Source organism: Brevundimonas sp. SH203 (genome assembly GCF_002157625.1).
GTDB lineage: Bacteria > Pseudomonadota > Alphaproteobacteria > Caulobacterales > Caulobacteraceae > Brevundimonas.
Map to the genome: position 1 here is coordinate 418,186 of NZ_BDMM01000001.1, position 16,500 is coordinate 434,685.

19 protein-coding genes and 1 tRNA gene are annotated in these 16,500 nt (G+C 67.7%); 3 read left to right on the forward strand and 17 right to left on the reverse strand.

The window, feature by feature from the left end; translation table 11 throughout:
* Nucleotides 1-48: 48 nt before the first annotated feature.
* From fabD to SH203_RS02090, 14 genes are all read right to left on the reverse strand, one after another.
* A complete protein-coding gene (fabD, locus tag SH203_RS02035) occupies nt 49-993 on the reverse strand; it encodes an ACP S-malonyltransferase (protein ID WP_087119197.1) in 945 nt (314 codons plus the stop codon).
* 71 nt (nt 994-1,064) lie between these two features.
* Nucleotides 1,065-2,381 carry a cytochrome b/b6 domain-containing protein gene (locus SH203_RS02040; protein ID WP_087119539.1) on the reverse strand — a complete coding sequence of 439 codons (1,317 nt, stop codon included), beginning with the start codon at nt 2,379-2,381 and terminating at the stop codon, nt 1,065-1,067.
* Between the two features lie 69 nt (nt 2,382-2,450).
* Nucleotides 2,451-3,152: a YceI family protein gene (locus SH203_RS02045; RefSeq protein ID WP_087119198.1), complete on the reverse strand. Its 702-nt coding sequence runs from the start codon at nt 3,150-3,152 to the stop codon at nt 2,451-2,453.
* Nucleotides 3,153-3,245: 93 nt separating this feature from the next.
* A complete protein-coding gene (locus SH203_RS02050; RefSeq protein WP_087119199.1) occupies nt 3,246-3,674 on the reverse strand; it encodes a molecular chaperone DnaJ in 429 nt (142 codons plus the stop codon).
* A gap of 24 nt (nt 3,675-3,698) precedes the next feature.
* Nucleotides 3,699-4,535: a division plane positioning ATPase MipZ gene (locus tag SH203_RS02055; protein WP_087119200.1), complete on the reverse strand. Its 837-nt coding sequence runs from the start codon at nt 4,533-4,535 to the stop codon at nt 3,699-3,701.
* A gap of 128 nt (nt 4,536-4,663) precedes the next feature.
* Nucleotides 4,664-5,359, reverse strand: coding sequence for an SPOR domain-containing protein (locus SH203_RS02060; RefSeq protein WP_087119201.1), 696 nt, complete (start codon nt 5,357-5,359; stop codon nt 4,664-4,666).
* Nucleotides 5,360-5,631: 272 nt separating this feature from the next.
* Nucleotides 5,632-6,390: a chorismate mutase gene (locus SH203_RS02065; protein ID WP_087119202.1), complete on the reverse strand. Its 759-nt coding sequence runs from the start codon at nt 6,388-6,390 to the stop codon at nt 5,632-5,634.
* 281 nt (nt 6,391-6,671) lie between these two features.
* A complete protein-coding gene (locus SH203_RS02070; protein ID WP_087119540.1) occupies nt 6,672-7,247 on the reverse strand; it encodes a prephenate dehydratase domain-containing protein in 576 nt (191 codons plus the stop codon).
* A gap of 204 nt (nt 7,248-7,451) precedes the next feature.
* Complete coding sequence (locus SH203_RS02075) at nt 7,452-8,822, reverse strand: class II 3-deoxy-7-phosphoheptulonate synthase (protein ID WP_087119203.1); 1,371 nt, start codon at nt 8,820-8,822, stop codon at nt 7,452-7,454.
* A 66-nt stretch (nt 8,823-8,888) separates the two neighbouring features.
* The gene (locus SH203_RS15590; RefSeq protein WP_200808761.1) at nt 8,889-9,029 is read right to left on the reverse strand and encodes a hypothetical protein; all 141 of its coding nucleotides are present in this window, start codon (nt 9,027-9,029) and stop codon (nt 8,889-8,891) included.
* Nucleotides 9,030-9,292: 263 nt separating this feature from the next.
* The gene (locus tag SH203_RS15460; RefSeq protein ID WP_159457520.1) at nt 9,293-9,448 is read right to left on the reverse strand and encodes a hypothetical protein; all 156 of its coding nucleotides are present in this window, start codon (nt 9,446-9,448) and stop codon (nt 9,293-9,295) included.
* A gap of 83 nt (nt 9,449-9,531) precedes the next feature.
* Nucleotides 9,532-9,606, reverse strand: a tRNA-Val gene (locus tag SH203_RS02080).
* Nucleotides 9,607-9,662: 56 nt separating this feature from the next.
* Complete coding sequence (locus SH203_RS02085) at nt 9,663-10,952, reverse strand: dicarboxylate/amino acid:cation symporter (RefSeq protein ID WP_087119204.1); 1,290 nt, start codon at nt 10,950-10,952, stop codon at nt 9,663-9,665.
* Nucleotides 10,953-11,051: 99 nt separating this feature from the next.
* Nucleotides 11,052-11,765, reverse strand: a complete 714-nt coding sequence (locus SH203_RS02090; protein WP_087119205.1) for an HAD-IA family hydrolase — start codon at nt 11,763-11,765, stop codon at nt 11,052-11,054.
* A gap of 180 nt (nt 11,766-11,945) precedes the next feature.
* On the opposite strand from SH203_RS02090, the gene glmU reads away from it, so the two are divergent.
* Together glmU and rpiA are read left to right on the forward strand one after the other, a co-directional pair.
* On the forward strand, nt 11,946-13,325 hold the full coding sequence (gene glmU / locus SH203_RS02095; RefSeq protein ID WP_087119206.1) for a bifunctional UDP-N-acetylglucosamine diphosphorylase/glucosamine-1-phosphate N-acetyltransferase GlmU: 1,380 nt from the start codon (nt 11,946-11,948) through the stop codon (nt 13,323-13,325).
* Nucleotides 13,322-14,005: a ribose-5-phosphate isomerase RpiA gene (gene rpiA, locus SH203_RS02100; protein ID WP_087119207.1), complete on the forward strand. Its 684-nt coding sequence runs from the start codon at nt 13,322-13,324 to the stop codon at nt 14,003-14,005. The genes glmU and rpiA overlap by 4 nt, the downstream gene beginning before the upstream one ends.
* Here rpiA and SH203_RS02105 read toward each other — a convergent pair.
* Entirely contained in the window at nt 14,002-14,655 is a 654-nt protein-coding gene (locus SH203_RS02105; protein ID WP_087119541.1) for a sugar transferase, read from the reverse strand. The two genes, rpiA and SH203_RS02105, sit on opposite strands and share 4 nt — an antisense overlap.
* Before the next feature lie 170 nt (nt 14,656-14,825).
* Between SH203_RS02105 and SH203_RS15840 the strand changes: the two genes are divergently transcribed.
* Nucleotides 14,826-14,951: a hypothetical protein gene (locus SH203_RS15840; RefSeq protein ID WP_255376547.1), complete on the forward strand. Its 126-nt coding sequence runs from the start codon at nt 14,826-14,828 to the stop codon at nt 14,949-14,951.
* Here SH203_RS15840 and SH203_RS02110 read toward each other — a convergent pair whose 3' ends face one another.
* Nucleotides 14,952-15,449, reverse strand: coding sequence for a hypothetical protein (locus tag SH203_RS02110; protein WP_087119208.1), 498 nt, complete (start codon nt 15,447-15,449; stop codon nt 14,952-14,954).
* Nucleotides 15,446-16,402 carry a M28 family peptidase gene (locus SH203_RS02115; protein ID WP_087119209.1) on the reverse strand — a complete coding sequence of 319 codons (957 nt, stop codon included), beginning with the start codon at nt 16,400-16,402 and terminating at the stop codon, nt 15,446-15,448. The genes SH203_RS02110 and SH203_RS02115 overlap by 4 nt, the downstream gene beginning before the upstream one ends.
* Nucleotides 16,403-16,500 lie beyond the last annotated feature (98 nt).

Genomic DNA, 16,500 nt, shown 5'->3' on the forward strand with positions numbered 1-16,500 from the left:
CATCGCCCAAAGAACTGGGTCCCGGCTTTCGCCGGGATGAGCGGCAAATCAAAAGGCCTTGGCGAACGCTTCCAACTCTTCCGGCGTGTTCAGCGGCAGGCTCTCGGCGTCCGGCGCGATGCGCTTGGCCATGCCGGTCAGCACCTTGCCCGATCCGACCTCGACGAAGCGGGTCACGCCGCCTTCGCCGGCCATCCATTCCATGCTTTCGCGCCAGCGCACGCGGCCCGTGACCTGTTCGACCAGCAGGCGGCGGATGACCTCCGGGTCGCTTTCGGGGCGGGCCAGGACGTTGGCGATCACCGGCACAGCCGGCGCGACGATCTTGGCGTTGGCCAGGGCCTGGGCCATTTCGTCGGCGGCCGGCTGCATCAGCGGACAGTGGAAGGGCGCCGAGACGTTCAACGGGATCGCCCGCGCGCCCAGTTCCTTGGCCTTTTCGATGGCGCGATCCACCGCCGCCTTCTCGCCCGAGATGACGATGTTTCCGGCGTTGTTGTCGTTGGCGACCACGCAGACGCCCAGTTCCGCGCCCGCCGCCGCAGCGGCCTCGGCCAGGGCCAGGTCGGTTTTGGGGCCGATCAGAGAGGCCATCGCCCCCTGCCCCACCGGCACTGCCCGCTGCATGGCCTGACCGCGCAGCTTCAGCAGCCGCGCCGTATCCGACAGGCTGATCGCGCCCGCCGCCGCCAGGGCCGAATACTCACCCAGCGAGTGACCGGCGACATAGGCCGCCGTCGCCACGTCGAACCCGAACTCGACCTTCAGCGCCCGGATCGCCGCCATGGACACGGCCATCAGGGCGGGCTGGGCGTTCTCGGTCAAGGTCAGCTGGTCCTCGGGGCCTTCGCGCATCAGCACCGACAGCTTCTGGCCCAGGGCCTCGTCCACCTCGGCGAAGACGTCGCGGGCCGAGCCGAAGGCGTCCGCCAGTTGCGCGCCCATGCCGACCGCCTGGCTGCCCTGGCCCGGAAACAGAAGTGCGAGGGTCATCGACCGCTCCCTGAATCGTTCATCGAGGCGCGGAGCCGTAAGCCCTCGCTTCCGTCAGGGCAAGCGTCGGTTCACGACCCGCGTCGCGCGGAAACCTCAATCCGAACCCCGATCATTTTGGACACCCAGTCCGCCGCCGCGTCCGAGGCCATGCCAAGATCCAGCGCCGTTCGGTCCAGCTCCAGGGCGCCTTCCACCTTGGCCACGCCGCCGGATTCGCTGAATTGGAACGGCAGGACCACCGGGATGGTCGTGGTCTTTATCCTGAGGTCGCCCGCCGCCTCGTAGCGATCGCCGCCCAGGGACCGGAAGCGGGTCGCCTCGAACCGCGCGGTCGGATACTGCGCCGGGTCGAACCATTCCGCGCCCAGCAGAGAACCTTCCTGCGTCGGATCGCCCGTCCGCGCCGAGGCCGTCTGGACCAGAACCACGGCCTTCGATCCCGCCAGGTCCGACGGGTCGAACCAGACGTGCCCCGTCCACTGGTCGAACCGGCCCTTGAACGACTTGCCGGCGTGGGTTCCGGTGAAGGCGATGGTTGAGGCGGCCGGGTCGATGGTCCAGACCGCCGCCGTTCCCGGCGTGACGGGCGCCTCCAGTTTCGGCTGGCCAGCGGCGGGCGCGACGGCCTGGAGCGTGATCGTGGCCAGCTGGCTTTCGGTCAGGGCATAGGGTCGGGCGGCGATGGCGCCGGCGAACGCGACCGCCAGCACCAGGGCGACACCCGCCGCGCGTTCGGCCCAGACCGGCGTCGGCGTCGGCGAGACCGCCTCATCGGTATGGCCGGACTTCAGGCCCGGAACCATATGACCCAGCACCCCGTCCCTATCGACGAACTGGTGCTTCAGGGCTGCGCCGACGTGCAGAATGATCAGCACCACCGCGCCCCACGCCATGAACGAATGGGCGCCCATCGCCTGGAAGGCCAGGGCCCGACGCATCTGGATCGACAGCTCGGCCACGCCCGGCAGGTGCGGAATGGGAAAGAGGCCGAACCAGCTGGTCGCCACCTCCAGCGCACGATCCTGCGACACCGCCCAGCCGGCCGACACGTACAGCCAACCCGTCAGCGGCAGCGCCAGCAACAGGGCGTAGAAGGCCACATGGGTCGCGCCCGCCGCAAAGGCCTCCCACCACTTCATAGTCCTGGGCAGGGCCGGCGGGCGATGCGTCAGCCGCCAGACGATCCGAACCGCCGTCAGCGCCAGGATCAAAAAGCCGATCGACTTGTGAATCTGGAACACCCGATAGGCCAGGGCCTGGTTCTCGGGGCTTTCGATCGCCGACGTCATCCAGAGACCCATCGGGATCATCGAGACGATCAAAAGCGCGATGGCCCAATGCAGGGCGATGGCGACGGTGGAATAGCGGTTGCGGGCGTGGGACATGGAAAACTCGGCCTTGGGACGCACAGAAAGGGCGGCGGGATCGACCGCCACCCTTCCACATCTCGGAACTTAGGCGCCGGGCGCGGCGGCCGGGGCGACTTCCTGAATGAACTCGCCATCGAAGCGGATCGTGATCTCGTCGCCGACGGGGCCGACCGCCATGCCGAACTCGGATCGTTTGAACCGGCCTTCCGCCGCGAAGCCGACGGCCGGCACATTGGCGAACGGATGGCGGTCGATCTCGCCGTTGAAGGTCGCGTCCAGCGTCACCGGATGGGTCTGGCCCAGGAAGGTCAGGTCGCCCGTCACCTTGGCCTTGCGCGCGCCGGTCTTCTTCACCGACGTCGAGACGAAGGTGATCTGCGGGAAGGCCTTGGCGTTCAGCCAGGTCGGATTGTTGGCCATGTCGTCGTTCCAGTCGGCATAGGCCGAACCCGCGTGCGACGCCTTATAATTGGCGGGATAGGCCGCATTGACCGAGGCAGGATCAATGGTCGCGGTGATCTTGGAGTTTTCCAGATTGGCCGGATCGAGCGTCAGCTTGGCCTCGAATTTGTCGAACCGCGCAGTGTAGTGCGAAATCGTATTGTGCAGCAGCGACCACTGCAGCGTGGCGTGGGTGGGGTCCAGCACATAGACCCCGGCCGGCGCCTTCACCGACACCGGGGCTTCGGCTGCGGCGTCCGGGGCCGCGGCGGGCGCTTCGCCCGGCTTGTTGCACGCGGCCAGCAGGGCCAGCGCGGACACGGCGGCGAGGGTAGCGATCTTCATTTCCGGCTCCGTCCAAATCAAGGGATGGAAACGATCTAGGACAGTTGAAACTGATACGCAACAGCTTCTGTTTCGGATCGTGGCTGGCCTGACTCAGGCCTGCCGTCGCCCTTTCAACAGCCGATCCCGCGCGGCGTTGACCCGTGTCGCCAGGCCTTCGGTGCCGCCTTGATCGGGATGGGCGCGGGCCATGGCGCGCTTCCAGGCCGCGCGGATTTCGGCCTCGTCCGCGCCCGGCCGGACGCCCAGCACGGCGCGGGCGTCGGCCTCGCTGATCGGCTCGGACCGAACGACGGCCCGCAGACGCGACGACCAAGCCAGATAGAGGCCCGCCCCGGCCATCGCCGCCGCCGCCAACCAAGCCCCGCGAAAGGCCGCCAGCGCGCCGCCGGCGAGCAGGACCGCGCCCAGCAGGGTCGCCGTCACGCGCCAATGGGCCCGCCCCCGCCGCTCGGTCTGGCGACCCAACCGAACCAAAGCCCAGACGGCGATGGCCGCCAGCGCCAACCAGATCAAACCCATCAGGTCGTCAGGCCCGTCAAACCGTCAGGCCGCCACGTCCAAAGGGGCGATCACCTGCTCCAGCCCCATGGCCATCATCAGGTTGCGCATCTCCTGTCGCGCCGCGACGTGGGCCAACGACACGGCCACGGGGCGAATGTCGTTGGACAGGTCCGCCACCGTCAGGCCAAAGGGGAACAGTTCGCGATAGATGACCCGATCGCGCAGGCCCGGCCCGACGCGGAAACCGACCCGTTTGGCCAGTTTGTTCATCCGTTCTTCCAGACGCTTGCGGTTGCGGGCCTCGGCGACGGCCAGGCGGTTGGTCACGACCAGCCAGTCGATGGTCGCGTGGCGCCCCTGGGCAATGGCCCGCTGCTTGCGCGCCTCCCAGACGCTCTCGGAATAGATCGAGGGTTTCAGCAGCTCCAGAGACACCGGATCGACCTCGCCCAGCAGGTCGAAATCGACGAAACTGTCGTTCATCGGCGTCACGATCTGGTCGGCGCGGGCGTGGGCGGCGCTGGACACCGCCGTATCGCCGCCCGGCGTGTCGATCAGGATGCAGTCCACGCCCTGGCCCGCCGCTTCGTCGAAGGCGCGTTCGAAGGCCGCGATCTGGTCAGCGACCGCCGCCTTGGCCAGGGCCTTGCCGTCGCCCATGTCGGGAATGAAAGGCTGGGGCAGCTCATGTCCGTTCGCGGCCAGCCAGGCGGCGCGATTGTTGAAGAAGCGCTGCATCGACCGCTGGCGCAGGTCCAGGTCGATGATCCCCACCGTCCGGCCCGCGTGCAGCAGGCCGGTGACGATGTGGATGGCTAGGGTGGACTTGCCCGCCCCGCCCTTTTCGTTGCCGAGAACGATCACATGCGGCTGCGTCATTTCGAGGGAATCCTCTGTGCCGACCGGCGCGACTCAGGCGCGGTCCAGTTCGGCGAAGAGTCGGCCGCCGCGCGCCAAACGTCAACGGAACCTTAACGCAGACCTGTGGACGGCGCCTCAGCCAGGGATCAGCTGTTGCGGGCACACCAGGCGTCGGCGACATCGGCCGCGCGGCAGACGGCGATGGCCGCCTCCCTGGAAACCGGCCCGACCTTCAATCGAGTCAAGGTCCGCCCCTGAACCTCGACCGGCTCGAACACCGGAGCCAGCGCGGCCAGATCGGCGGACGCCTTCAACCGCGTCCAGGCCGTGCGCGCCGCCTGAGGACTGGAATAGGCGCCCAGCTGGATGGTGCGGCCGCCGGTCGGCGCGGGGCGAAGGCTGGCGTCATGCCTCAAGGGCGCCCGGTCCAGAGCCGGCGACGTCGTGGCGACTTCACGGATCATGATGGGGGCTGCGGCCTGAACCGCAGGCTGAACCTGGCGGATCACGGCGTCGCGCAGTCCGGCGTCGTCGGCCACCCGCCGCACGCCGGCCTGGTCGTCGCGGGCGTCCCACATGGCGTGGGGGTCCATGACCGCGACCCTCATGGCTCTGAACCTGGCCGGGCGCAGCCCCGCCGCCTCGACCGACCGCGCAGGCCCGGAATGACCGACGCCGGGCGTCAAAGGCACCTCGACCGAGGCCACCTGGTCGGCCAGGGATGTGAATCGATGCGGATCGGTATTGGCCGCCCCGCACGCGGACAGCGCGGCGGAACCGACCAGGGCCGCAATTACGGCCGGGACGATCTGAACGGGACGGGTCGCTTCTGCGGGCGTCATGAGAACGACCCTAAGGCCCAGCCTTTTAGGTCTGGTGCATCAACAGGCTTAAGCGGAAAGGTTAATCCCTTCATCATGTTGGACGCCTCCCCTGCTCGTGATCCGCATGGCGACCGAACGGCGCGCCACCTGTCGGGACTCGAATCGACAAGGCTTCAGCGTCGGCATGGTTCCGACGAGGCAGGATCGGAGATACGGCGGCCTGAAAAGAAAACGGGCCGCATCCGTCGCCGGATGCGGCCCGTTCTTTAGATGTCAGCCGATCCAGAAAGTCAGCCGATGGCGCCGACGCAGCCTTCCGCGTCGCCCGGCGACAGTTCGGCGTCGGTCAGGGCGATGGTCCAGCCATGGTGCGTATTCAGGCCCCAGCGCCGAGCGCCGCCGCCGTCGCCGGCGTCGCCGCCCGCCGTCACGATGACGCGGCGGCCCTTCGGCAGGGCCGGCGGATCGATCTTGCCGACGGCCAGCGAGGTCGGGGTCGCACCGCCGTAACCGTCGAAGACGCTCAGCATCGACCATTCGCGACGCAGGCCCATCCACCAGGCGTCCTCGGTATTGATGGCCAGGACGGCGATCCCGTGCCCTTCGGCCGCGAAGGCCAGGGCTTTTTGCGGGTCGCGCACCATCTTGATGTCCGCCGCAGCGCCGAAGCGCAGACGCGCGCCGTCGAAGGCCCGCGTCGGCTCGATCGGGGCCCAGACCTGGACCTGAAGACGCCCCTGACGCGCCAGGCCCCAGCCGACGATCTCGCGCCACAGATGCTCGACCGCCTCGGCGTTCTCGGGCTGGCATTTCGAAAGCATGCGCGACAGCACCGTCTGTTCGCGGTCGGGGCGCAGCTTGGTGTGCGGGCCCGTCGGGGCGTCCTTGGCGCGGCCCACGGTGGCGGCGACGGCCAGGCGCTGTTCGAACAGGGCCAGGATCTGATCGTCGATCCCGTCGATCTCGGCGCGCAGGGCGGCCAGCGCCTGCTGTTCGGGGGTCAGCTCGGCCACGTCAGGCCAGACTTGCTGAAGATTGGAAATGGGCATGGGACAAGGCTTTCGGCATTCTGAATTCGATATGTGCAAGGGCGAACAGCCGCTCTGATCCAGAGCGGTCGCCGGTGAAGCAGTCAGGGACGGTGTGCGCCCGACGCCTCAGCCGGCGTATCGAAAGCCGTAAAAGCCGTAGCCGAAATAGAGGCCGGACACCGCGCGCGAACGGTCGAAAGAAACAGAGAGGGCGCGCTGGCGGGACATGGTCCGGTTCCGGTTATGCGGATCGGGTTGCGATCCGTGCGGGCCTTAAGACACGCAAAGACCGTGCGCCGTCAACCCTTGGAAGCACTCAACAGGACGAAGCGCGTTCGATTATCGCTCGAATCCTGCAAATCGTTGCGCAGGATCGACAGGCCATAGACTTCCGCCGCCCCGACGGCGGCGATGGCGGCGCGGGTCGGATCGCCGGCTTCGGCCACATCGCGCGCGGCGCCCGCCGTGTCGAAATGTTCGATGACCTTCATGTGCAGGGTCTTCAGCGTCTGCTCGCACTGGGCCAGGGCGATGGGGTGGCTTTCGACCGTTCGAACGTCGGACAGCCGCGCGCCGGGCAAGCCCATCAGGGCGTGTCGGATGGGACGCCACACCTCGGCGACCGGCTCCATCCCCAGTTCCCGCACCAGGGTCGCGGCGGGCTCGACCATGCCGATGGTCGAGTTCTCGACCGGGATCAGGGCGCAACCGCAATCGCCGGACGTCAGGGCCTCAAGCGCGCCCTCGAAGGTTTCGAACGCCACCGCCTCGTCCCACGGCCGCAAGGCCAGACAGGCCTCGTGACTGAAGGCGCCCGGCGCACCCTGATAGGCGACACGGCCGGGCTGTTCGTCTTGGTGGGCAGGCGTGTCCATATCCATCACTTCCCGAGCGCGGCCCGGAAAGCCCTTTGTCGTTGCCAGTCGATCAGACAGCGCGTCCATGTCCGCGCCGTGACCGCATCCGGTCGTATCTGCGGCGCCCGTCCCCGCCCCACAAGCCGAATGTGGCGCGACGGCGCGCTGTCAGGACGGCGAAAGGGCGACCGCCACGACGGTCGCCCTGCTCATTCGCGTCGATCAGGCCGCTTCGGACCGGCTCACGCGGCCCGACTTCAGCCGTTCGGCGACCAGGAAGGCCAGCTCCAGCGCCTGATCCGCGTTCAGGCGCGGATCGCAATGGGTATGATAGCGGTTGGACAGGTCGTCCTCCGTCACCGCCTGGGCGCCGCCCAGACATTCGGTGACGTTCTGGCCCGTCATTTCCAGATGCACGCCGCCGGGGTGGACGCCTTCCGCCTCGGCCACGTCGATGAAGGTCCGCACCTCGCCCATGATCCGGTCGAACGGCCGGGTCTTGTAGCCGTTTCCGGCCTTCAGCGTATTGCCGTGCATCGGGTCGATGGACCAGATCACCTTGCGTCCCGAGGCCTTCACTTCGCGCATCAGCTTGGGCAGGCGTTCGCCCACCTTGTCGTGACCGAAGCGGCCGATCAGCGTCAGACGCCCCGAGACATTGTCCGGGTTCAGCGCGTCGATCAGCGGCAGCAGGTCGTCGGCCGTCATGGTCGGACCGCACTTCACGCCGATGGGGTTCTTGATCCCCTTCATGAACTCGACGTGGGCGCCGTCCAGTTGGCGGGTGCGTTCGCCGATCCAAAGCATATGGGCCGAGGTGTCGAACCAGTCGCCAGAACCGCCGTCCAGGCGCGTCAGAGCGCTTTCGACGTTCAGCAGCAGGGCCTCGTGGCTGGTGAAGACCTCGACCCGGCTCAGATCGGGATGGGTCTCGGGCGTGACGCCGACCGCCTCCATGAAGGCCAGGGCCTCGGTGATCTTGTCGGCCAGTTCACGGTACTGGGCGCCCGCAGCATTGTCGCCGGCGAAGCCCAGCGTCCAGCGGTGAATGTTGTACAGGTCCGCATACCCCCCGCCCGCAAAGGCGCGCAGCAGGTTCAGCGTCGAGGCCGACTGGTTATAGGCCCGGATCAGACGCTGCGGATCGGGCGCGCGTTCCTCGGGCGTGAAGCCCATGCCGTTGATGATGTCGCCGCGATAGCTGGGCAGTTCGACGCCGTCGACCTCTTCCAGCGGCGAGGACCGCGGCTTGGCGAACTGTCCGGCGATGCGGCCCACCTTCACCACCGGTTTGCGGCCGGCGAAGGTCAGCACCACCGCCATCTGAAGGATCAGACGGAAGGTGTCGCGGATGTTGTCGGTCGAGAACTCCTTGAAGCTCTCGGCGCAGTCGCCGCCCTGAAGCAGGAAGGCCTCGCCCTGCTCCACCTGCGCCAGTTTCGACGTCAGGCGGCGGGCCTCGCCGGCGAAGACGAGCGGCGGCAGGGCGCGCAGCTCGTCCTCGACCACGGCCAGAGCCTTGGGATCGGGATAGTCCGCCGGCATGTGCAGGGCGGTCTTGGTTCTCCAGCTTTCGGGGGTCCAGCGTGTCATCGTGCAAGAATAGAGCTTCACGACCGCCCAAACAACGAAAACAAGAATAGATTTTGCGGCTGAGCCTCAGTCTTCGGCGGGCGGCGCCTTTTCGGTCGCATTCTCGGCCTTGCGCTGGGCCTTGGCCGCCGCCTTTTCGGCCGCCTTCGCCGCCGCCGCCCGTTCGCGCTCCTGCCGCTCGAAACTGTAGTTGGGTTTGCGGGCCATGAAGCGTCCTTTCCTCAAATCACGTCGACGACAAGGTGGCGGCAGGCGGCCTCCGACGCAATGCGCCAGTCCGTCCGTCGTCGGACCAATGTCAGAGCAGCCGCTCGTGTCGGGTCACGAACTTGGTCAGGGCGTCCCCCATGATAAAAAGGCGAGCGAGAATCGTCATGACCCAAAAACGCCCGAACGGCGAACCTGTTCGACGGCGCGAACCTTGGTCGCAGGCGTCGCACCCGCCCGCCCCGGACTATGGTTGGCTCCGATCACAGATCCTTGGCCGGCCTGTTCGGCTCGTCCGGCTCGCCGTCTGCATCCTTGTCGGTGAAATGAGTCCGGGCCCGCCCCTCGAACACGGTGGACAGCGCGAACAGGGCGCCCGCCAGAATCACTGCGCCGACGAAGAGGATGATCAGCATCATGCTGTCTCAACGCGGCGGCACGCGCCGGGTTCAGGCTGACATCCAGCCCGATGCCGCCAGTCGTCATTCAAATCTGGAGAAGATGGTGGATGCGACAGGGATTGAACCTGTGACCCCCTCGGTGTGAACGAGGTGCTCTCCCGCTGAGCTACGCATCCATGCCTTGCGGAGGCGGCGACATAGCCCGGTCGCCCGGCCCGCGCAAGCGTCCGTTTCAGATTCCGGCGGCGCGAACGGTTTCCGGCGTCTCGGCCTCGGGGTCGCCGGGCAGCCAGGCGACGTGGCCGTCATAGATGTCCTGGTTCAGGATGCCCTCTTCTCTGGCCACCAGAACCGGCACCAGCATCTGTCCGGTCACGTTGGTCGCGGTGCGCATCATGTCGATGACCCGGTCGATCGCGACGATATAGCCGATGCCTTCCAGCGGCAGGCCGGCGGTGGACAGGGTCAGGGTCAGCATGACGATGCTGGTCCCCGGCACCCCGGCCGTGCCCAGCGACCCCAGCACCGCCGTCAGGCCGATCAGCACATACTGCGTCAACGTCAGGTCGATCTTGAAATACTGGGCGATGAAGATCGAGGCGATGGCCGGATAGATGGCGCCGCAGCCGTCCATCTTCACATTGGCGCCCAGGGGCACGGCGAAGGCGGCATAGGCCTGGGGCACGCCCAGTCGCTCGACCGTCTGACGCAGGGTGATCGGCAGGGTGCCTAGAGAGGACGAGGTGGCGAAGGCCGTCTGCTGGGCCGCAAACGCGCCTCGGAAGAAGCTCGTGACCTTCAGACCATGCACCTTCAGCAGGCCCGAATAGACGATCAGGATATGGAACAGGCAGGCGGCGTAGATGGCGCCGATGAACTTCAACAGCGGCAGCAGCGCCTCCCAGCCATAGCCGCCGACCACCGAACCGATCAGGCCGAACACTCCGATGGGCGTCAGCTGGATCACCCAGCGCGTGATGCGGAAGATGATGGCCGCCCCCTCGTCCACCAACCGCCGCACCCCCTGCGCCCGGTCGCCCAGCGCCACCAGCGCCATGCCGACCAGGGCCGAGAAGAAGATGATCTGTAACACCTTGCCCTCGGCCAAGGCGGCGAAGGGATTGGTCGGGACCACGCCGATCAGCACCTCCAGCGGCGTCGGGATGACCCGCTCCTTGACCTCGCCCAGCGGCAGGTTCGACAGGCCGACGCCCGGATTGATGATATGGCCGAAGGCGAAGCCGACCAGCACGGCCAGCAGGGAGGTGATGGCGAACCAGACGATGGTGCGCACGCCCAGCCGCACGGCCCCCGCCCCCTCGCCCAGCTTGGCGATGGAACTGGCGATGGTGAACAGCACCAGCGGCGCCACCACCATGCGGATCAGGTTCAGATAGACGTCCCCGATCGGCTGCAGCCAGACCTCGGCCCGTTCCCGCAGGATCAGACCCGCCGCTATGCCCAGGACGAAGCCGGCGGCGGTCCGCTGCCACAGCGGGATTTTCAGAAAACGAGCGAACATGAAGGGCACTTTCGACGGGGTGCGCCAATCTGTCCATCGCCGGCCCGATCCGCAACCGTCACGGCGATCATTGATCGACAGATTTGCTGAAACCGCCCTTCAGAATTTCAGCGCCTTGGAGACGTAGAAATCCGACAACAGGCCGTCGACCGCCTCTTCCACATCCTCGAAATCGTCGATCAGAACGTCGGCGCCCAGCGTCTCGACCGGAACCGGCGTGAAGCCGAAAGTGACCAGGATGCAAGGCATTCCGGCGTCTTTAGCCGCGCCGGCGTCGGGCGCCGCGTCGCCGACCATGATCGCCCGCTCGGGATCGCCCCCGGCCGTGGCCACGGCCTCCTTCAGGTGCGCGCCCGACGGTTTGCGCGCGCTGACCCGGTCGGGACCGACGATGGCCGCGAAATGCCGGGCGAGATCCAGTTTCTGCAGCAACAGTTCGGACAGGTCCGACCGCTTGTTGGTCGCCACCACCAGAATCGCGCCGCGCGCCGCCAGCCGCTCCAGCGTCTCGACCACGCCGTCGAACGGCCGGGAGCCGTCGGCGATATGGGCGGCGTAGTCGACCAGGAACCGTTCGAACAGTTCGTCCGACTGCGCCCGCTCGACCGGCGCCCCGGCCGCCTCGAATCCGTGAACCAGCAAGGCCCGCGCCCCCGACCCGATCAGGGTCGAGGCCGAATCCATCTCGACGGGCGGCAGACCTTCCTCGACCAGCAGGCGGTTCAGGGTTCCGATCAGGTCCGGCGCGGAATCGACCAGCGTTCCGTCCAGGTCGAAGGCGATGGTCCAGCCTTCCAGATCACGATCGGTCATGGTCTTTCCTCGTTCTTTCTCCGTCATCCTCGGTCTTGACCCGAGGATCGGAGGGCCCGCCCTCTATGCGAAACGGCGACGCACCGCTGCTCGTCAAATCCGATCCCCGGGTCAAGCCCGAGGATGACGGCGTGTGACGGTCGTTGTAGACGGCGAGACGACTAGCCCTCGGGACGATTCATGACCAGCCAGACACGCGCTCGCGCCGCCATCATTCTCGCCGCTGGCCAGGGAACTCGGATGAAGTCGTCCCTGCCCAAGGTGCTGCACCCCGTCGCCCACCGCGCCATGCTGGACCACGCCATCGACGCGGCCGAGGGCCTGGGCTGCGAGCGGATCGTCGTGGTGGTCGGAACCCACTCGCCAGAGGTCCGCGCCCATGTGGTCAAACGCCTGGGCGAGGCCGCCATCGCGGTCCAGGACCCGCCGCTGGGCACCGGCCACGCCGTCCGCGCCGCCGAACGGGCCCTGTCCGGCTTCGACGGCGAGGTGGTCGTCACCTATGGCGACGTCCCGCTGCTGAAGGCCGCCGACATCGCGCCGGTCTTCAATGCGGACGGCGTGACCGTCATCGGCTTCGAGGCGCGCGATCCCGGCGCCTATGGCCGCCTGATCCTGGACGGCGAGACATTGACCGCCATCACCGAGGCCAAGGAGGCGTCGGCCGAGGTTCTGGCCGTGACCGCCTGCAACTCCGGCGTCATGGCCGCCCCGGCCGCCCTACTCTTCGCTCTCCTGGCGGACGTGACGAACGACAACGCCAAGGGCGAATACTATCTGACCGACGTGGTCGAGCTGGCGCGCAAGGGCGGCCATCCGACCCGCGCCGTCTTCGCCGCCGAGGACGCGGTGATGGGCGTCAACTCCCAGGCCGAACTGGCCCAGGCCGAGGCCCTGTTCCAGCAGGTCCAGCGCGAGACCTTCCTCGCCGCCGGCGTGACCATGAGCGCTCCCGACACCGTCCACTTCGCCTGGGACACCCAGGTCGCCGGCGGGACCGTGATCGAGCCCTTCGTCGTGTTCGGCCCCGGCGCCGCAGTCGAAGGCGGCGCCCGCATCCGCAGTTTCAGCCACATCGAGGGCGCGCGCGTCGGCCCCGGCGCCGAGATCGGCCCCTACGCCCGGCTGCGTCCCGGCGCGGATCTGGCCGAGGGAGTCAAGATCGGCAACTTCGTCGAGGTGAAGAACGTGACGATGGCCAAGGGCGCCAAGGCCAACCACCTGTCCTATCTGGGCGACGGCGCGGTGGGCGCGGGCGCCAACATCGGCGCCGGCACGATCTTCTGCAACTACGACGGCTTCAACAAGGCCCGGACCGAGATCGGCGCGGGCGCCTTCGTCGGCTCGAACTCCAGCCTCGTCGCGCCGGTCCGCATCGGCGACGGCGCCCTGATCGCCTCGGGCTCGGTCGTGACCGAGGACGTGCCGGCCGACGCCCTGGCCTTCGGTCGCGCCCGCCAGACCATCAAGCCCGAGGCCGCCGCCGCCTTCCGCGAAACGGCCAAGGCCAAAAAGGCCGCATCCAAGGCCGCCCAATCCAGGAACGATCCGTCCAAATGAGCGACCTCCAGAAGAAGAACGCCGGCGAAGCGGCCGCCGCCCATGTCGAGGCCGGCATGATCGTGGGTCTGGGCACCGGCTCGACCGCCGCCTGGTTCGTCAAGGCGCTGGCCGCGCGCAACCTGTCCGGCCTGCGCTGCGTGCCGACGTCCGAAAAGACCGCCGACCTGGCGCGCGAACTGGGCCTGACGCTGTCGACGCTGGAGGATACGCCCCGCATCGACCTGACGGTCGACGGCGCCGACGAAGTCGGGCCGGGCCTGGCCCTGATCAAGGGCGGCGGCGCGGCCCTGCTGCGCGAGAAACTGGTGTGGGAGGCGTCCAGCCGCTGCATCGTCATCGCCGACGCCGCCAAGGTCGTGCCCGTGTTGGGGACCTTCCCCCTGCCCATCGAGGTCGTGGCCTTCGGTCACAAGACCACGGCCAACCGCATCGCCGATGTCCTGATCGACCACGAGATCAACCAGCCCGCCCGCGTGCGTCAGGCGGATCGCGGCCTGGTCCGCACCGACGGCGGCAATCTGATCTATGATGCGGCGTGCAGGGCGATCAACGATCCGGTGCGTCTGGCCGACGACCTGAAGCTGATCACCGGCGTGGTCGAACACGGCCTGTTCCTGGACCTGGCCGATCTGGCCATCATCGGAACCGACGACGGCTTCGAGGAACGCCTGCCCTAATAGACGCCGCGTCGGCTCAGCACGGCCGGGACCGTGCGCGCCAGAAGGGCGAGATAGACGCCAGGGTTCAGATGTCTGGCCAGCCAGACATCCATCGCCACCCGACGACGATAAGGCACGTCGTTGCGGCCGGACACCTGCCACAGGCCCGTCAGACCCGGCCGCACGGCGCAATAGTCGGCCAGCCGCCGCCCATACAGGCTCGCCTCGTCCATCACGATGGGTCGAGGCCCGACCAGGGACATCTCGCCCCTCAACACGTTCAGCAACTGCGGCAGTTCGTCGATGCTGGAGCGTCGCAACAGTCCGCCCAGGCGTGTCACGCGCGCGTCGTGGCGAAACTTTCGCGACGCGCGCCACTCCGCATCGATCAGGTCCGGCAGACGCGCCTCCGCATCCGGCGTCATGGTGCGAAACTTCAGACAGGCGAAGGCGCGTCCGCCGCGTCCGATCCTTTGCTGGCGAAACAGCACCGGCCCGCCGCCCTGCCCCCACACCGCCAAGACCGTGACCGCCATCAGAGGCAAAAAGAACAGGATCGCCGCCGACGCCAGACCGATATCCAGCGCCCTGATCAGGCATCCCTCTTCCCACCCCAGCGCCGGCGCACGGAAACGTCTTGCGGCCCACGGCGTCCGGATCGCCTCCATGCTCGACATCGCAACGCCTCCCCGGAAACAGTCGCGCTTGGTTGATCGAAACACAACTCTCAATGTCGGTTGGCCAATCAGATCGAATTGACGGCGCAGATGGAAACCACCATAGGTTGTTAATGCAGTCTCAGCCCGCCAATGATGACGAACGGCGCCGATCCCATACGATGGGATCATCCGAAGAGTCCCGCTGGTCGGGACGTCTGACGGTCGGCCTGCTGGCTGGGCTCAGTCTTCTGCTGTGGGCGCTGATCGCCGGCGGCGTCTATGTGATCGTCCGCATCCTGCTTTAGTCAGTCGCCGTTCCAGGCCGTCAGGGCGACGGGCGCGCGTCGGCCGTCGACCTGAACGGTTCCCGATATGACCACGGTGCGATCCCCCAGATTGCGGCGCGCCGTGGCCAGGGCGTCCTGGTCGATCCGCGCCTCGAACCGCACCTCGCCGCCCGCCGTCGCACCCGTCATGCGAACGGCGTCGTCGGTGATCTGATAGCGAATCGGCAGAACCCTCACCTCGCCCTGAGGCCCGGCCAGCGTCAGGATCAGCGGCGGCGCGCCGCGATCGCCCGCCTCCCACGCCTCGAACGCCGCCGTCTGGCCGATGAACAGCGAGACGACGCCTGAGCCGTCTGGCTGAGCCGGCCGGTATTCCCCCGACACATCTCCGCTGAGCGCATGGCGAAAGGCGGTCGTCTTCGCGTCGTTCGCGGGCCGCCCCCGCTCGACCCGCTGGTCACAGGCCCCGACGGCCAGCACCGCCAGCAGGGCGACGACGCCAAGACGGCGGCTCAATGGTCCAGCCCCTTGTCCAGGGCGTGAAAGCCGGCGATGGCCAGTTCCGTCGCGCTGGTGAACACCGCCGGATTGATCCGCTCAAAAGTGTCGCTGGGCCGGTGATAGTCGGGGTGAAACTCGACGCCCATATACAGGAACGGCACGCCCGCCTCATGGAAGGCGGCGTGATCCGACGAATCGACCCAATTGTTCTCGCCCGTATCCTGCGGCGTGTCCTTGCCGAAGGCGAAGGACACCGCCCCCTGCGCCGGGATCGGTTCCAGGATGCGGCGCAGATCGGGGTGCTGATAACCGCCCGTGACCCACAGATGTCCGTCGGTTTCCGCCCGCGCCGTCATGTCGAAGTTCAGGTTCAGGCTGATGGACGACAGCGGCACGGGCGGCGCCTTGACGAATTCTCGCGCGCCCAGCAGCCCCCGCTCCTCCCCGTCCAGCGCCACGATCAGCACGCTATGCTCCGGCGCCTGGGCCTTCAGCCGCCGCGCCAGTTCCAGCATCGTCGCCACGCCCGAGGCGTTGTCGTCCGCCCCGTGATAGATCTGGCCGTCGTTCATGCCGACGTGGTCGTAATGGGCCGTCACCACGATATAACGATCCGCGACGCGCGTGCCGGGGATCAGGCCGACGATATTGACGCCGCTGAACCGCTTCACGCCCTCGCGCGTGCGCCCCGTCGCTTCGAACGGTTGAAGCCGCCCGAAGGGCGCCGGCTGAACCCCCATCGCCTCCAGCCGCGACACGATATAGGCCCGCGCCCGCTCGCCCCCCGCCGACCCCGTGTCGCGCCCCTGCATGTCGTCGCCCGACAGGACGCGCACATCGTCCAGCAAGGGGCTGGATGCGACGGGCGCCGCCGCCGGCGCGGTGGCTACGGGCGCGGGCGAAACCGGCGTGCAACCGCTCAGCAGGATGGCAGCGACGGAAAGCGAAAAAGCGATGGGACGGATCATGCGAACTCCACAAAGACCGTCCGACCCTAACCGCAGCCGAACCCCGCGTCAGCCGTTCGTTGACGGGTCACGCGGCGGTCAACAGGTGATAAGGCAGA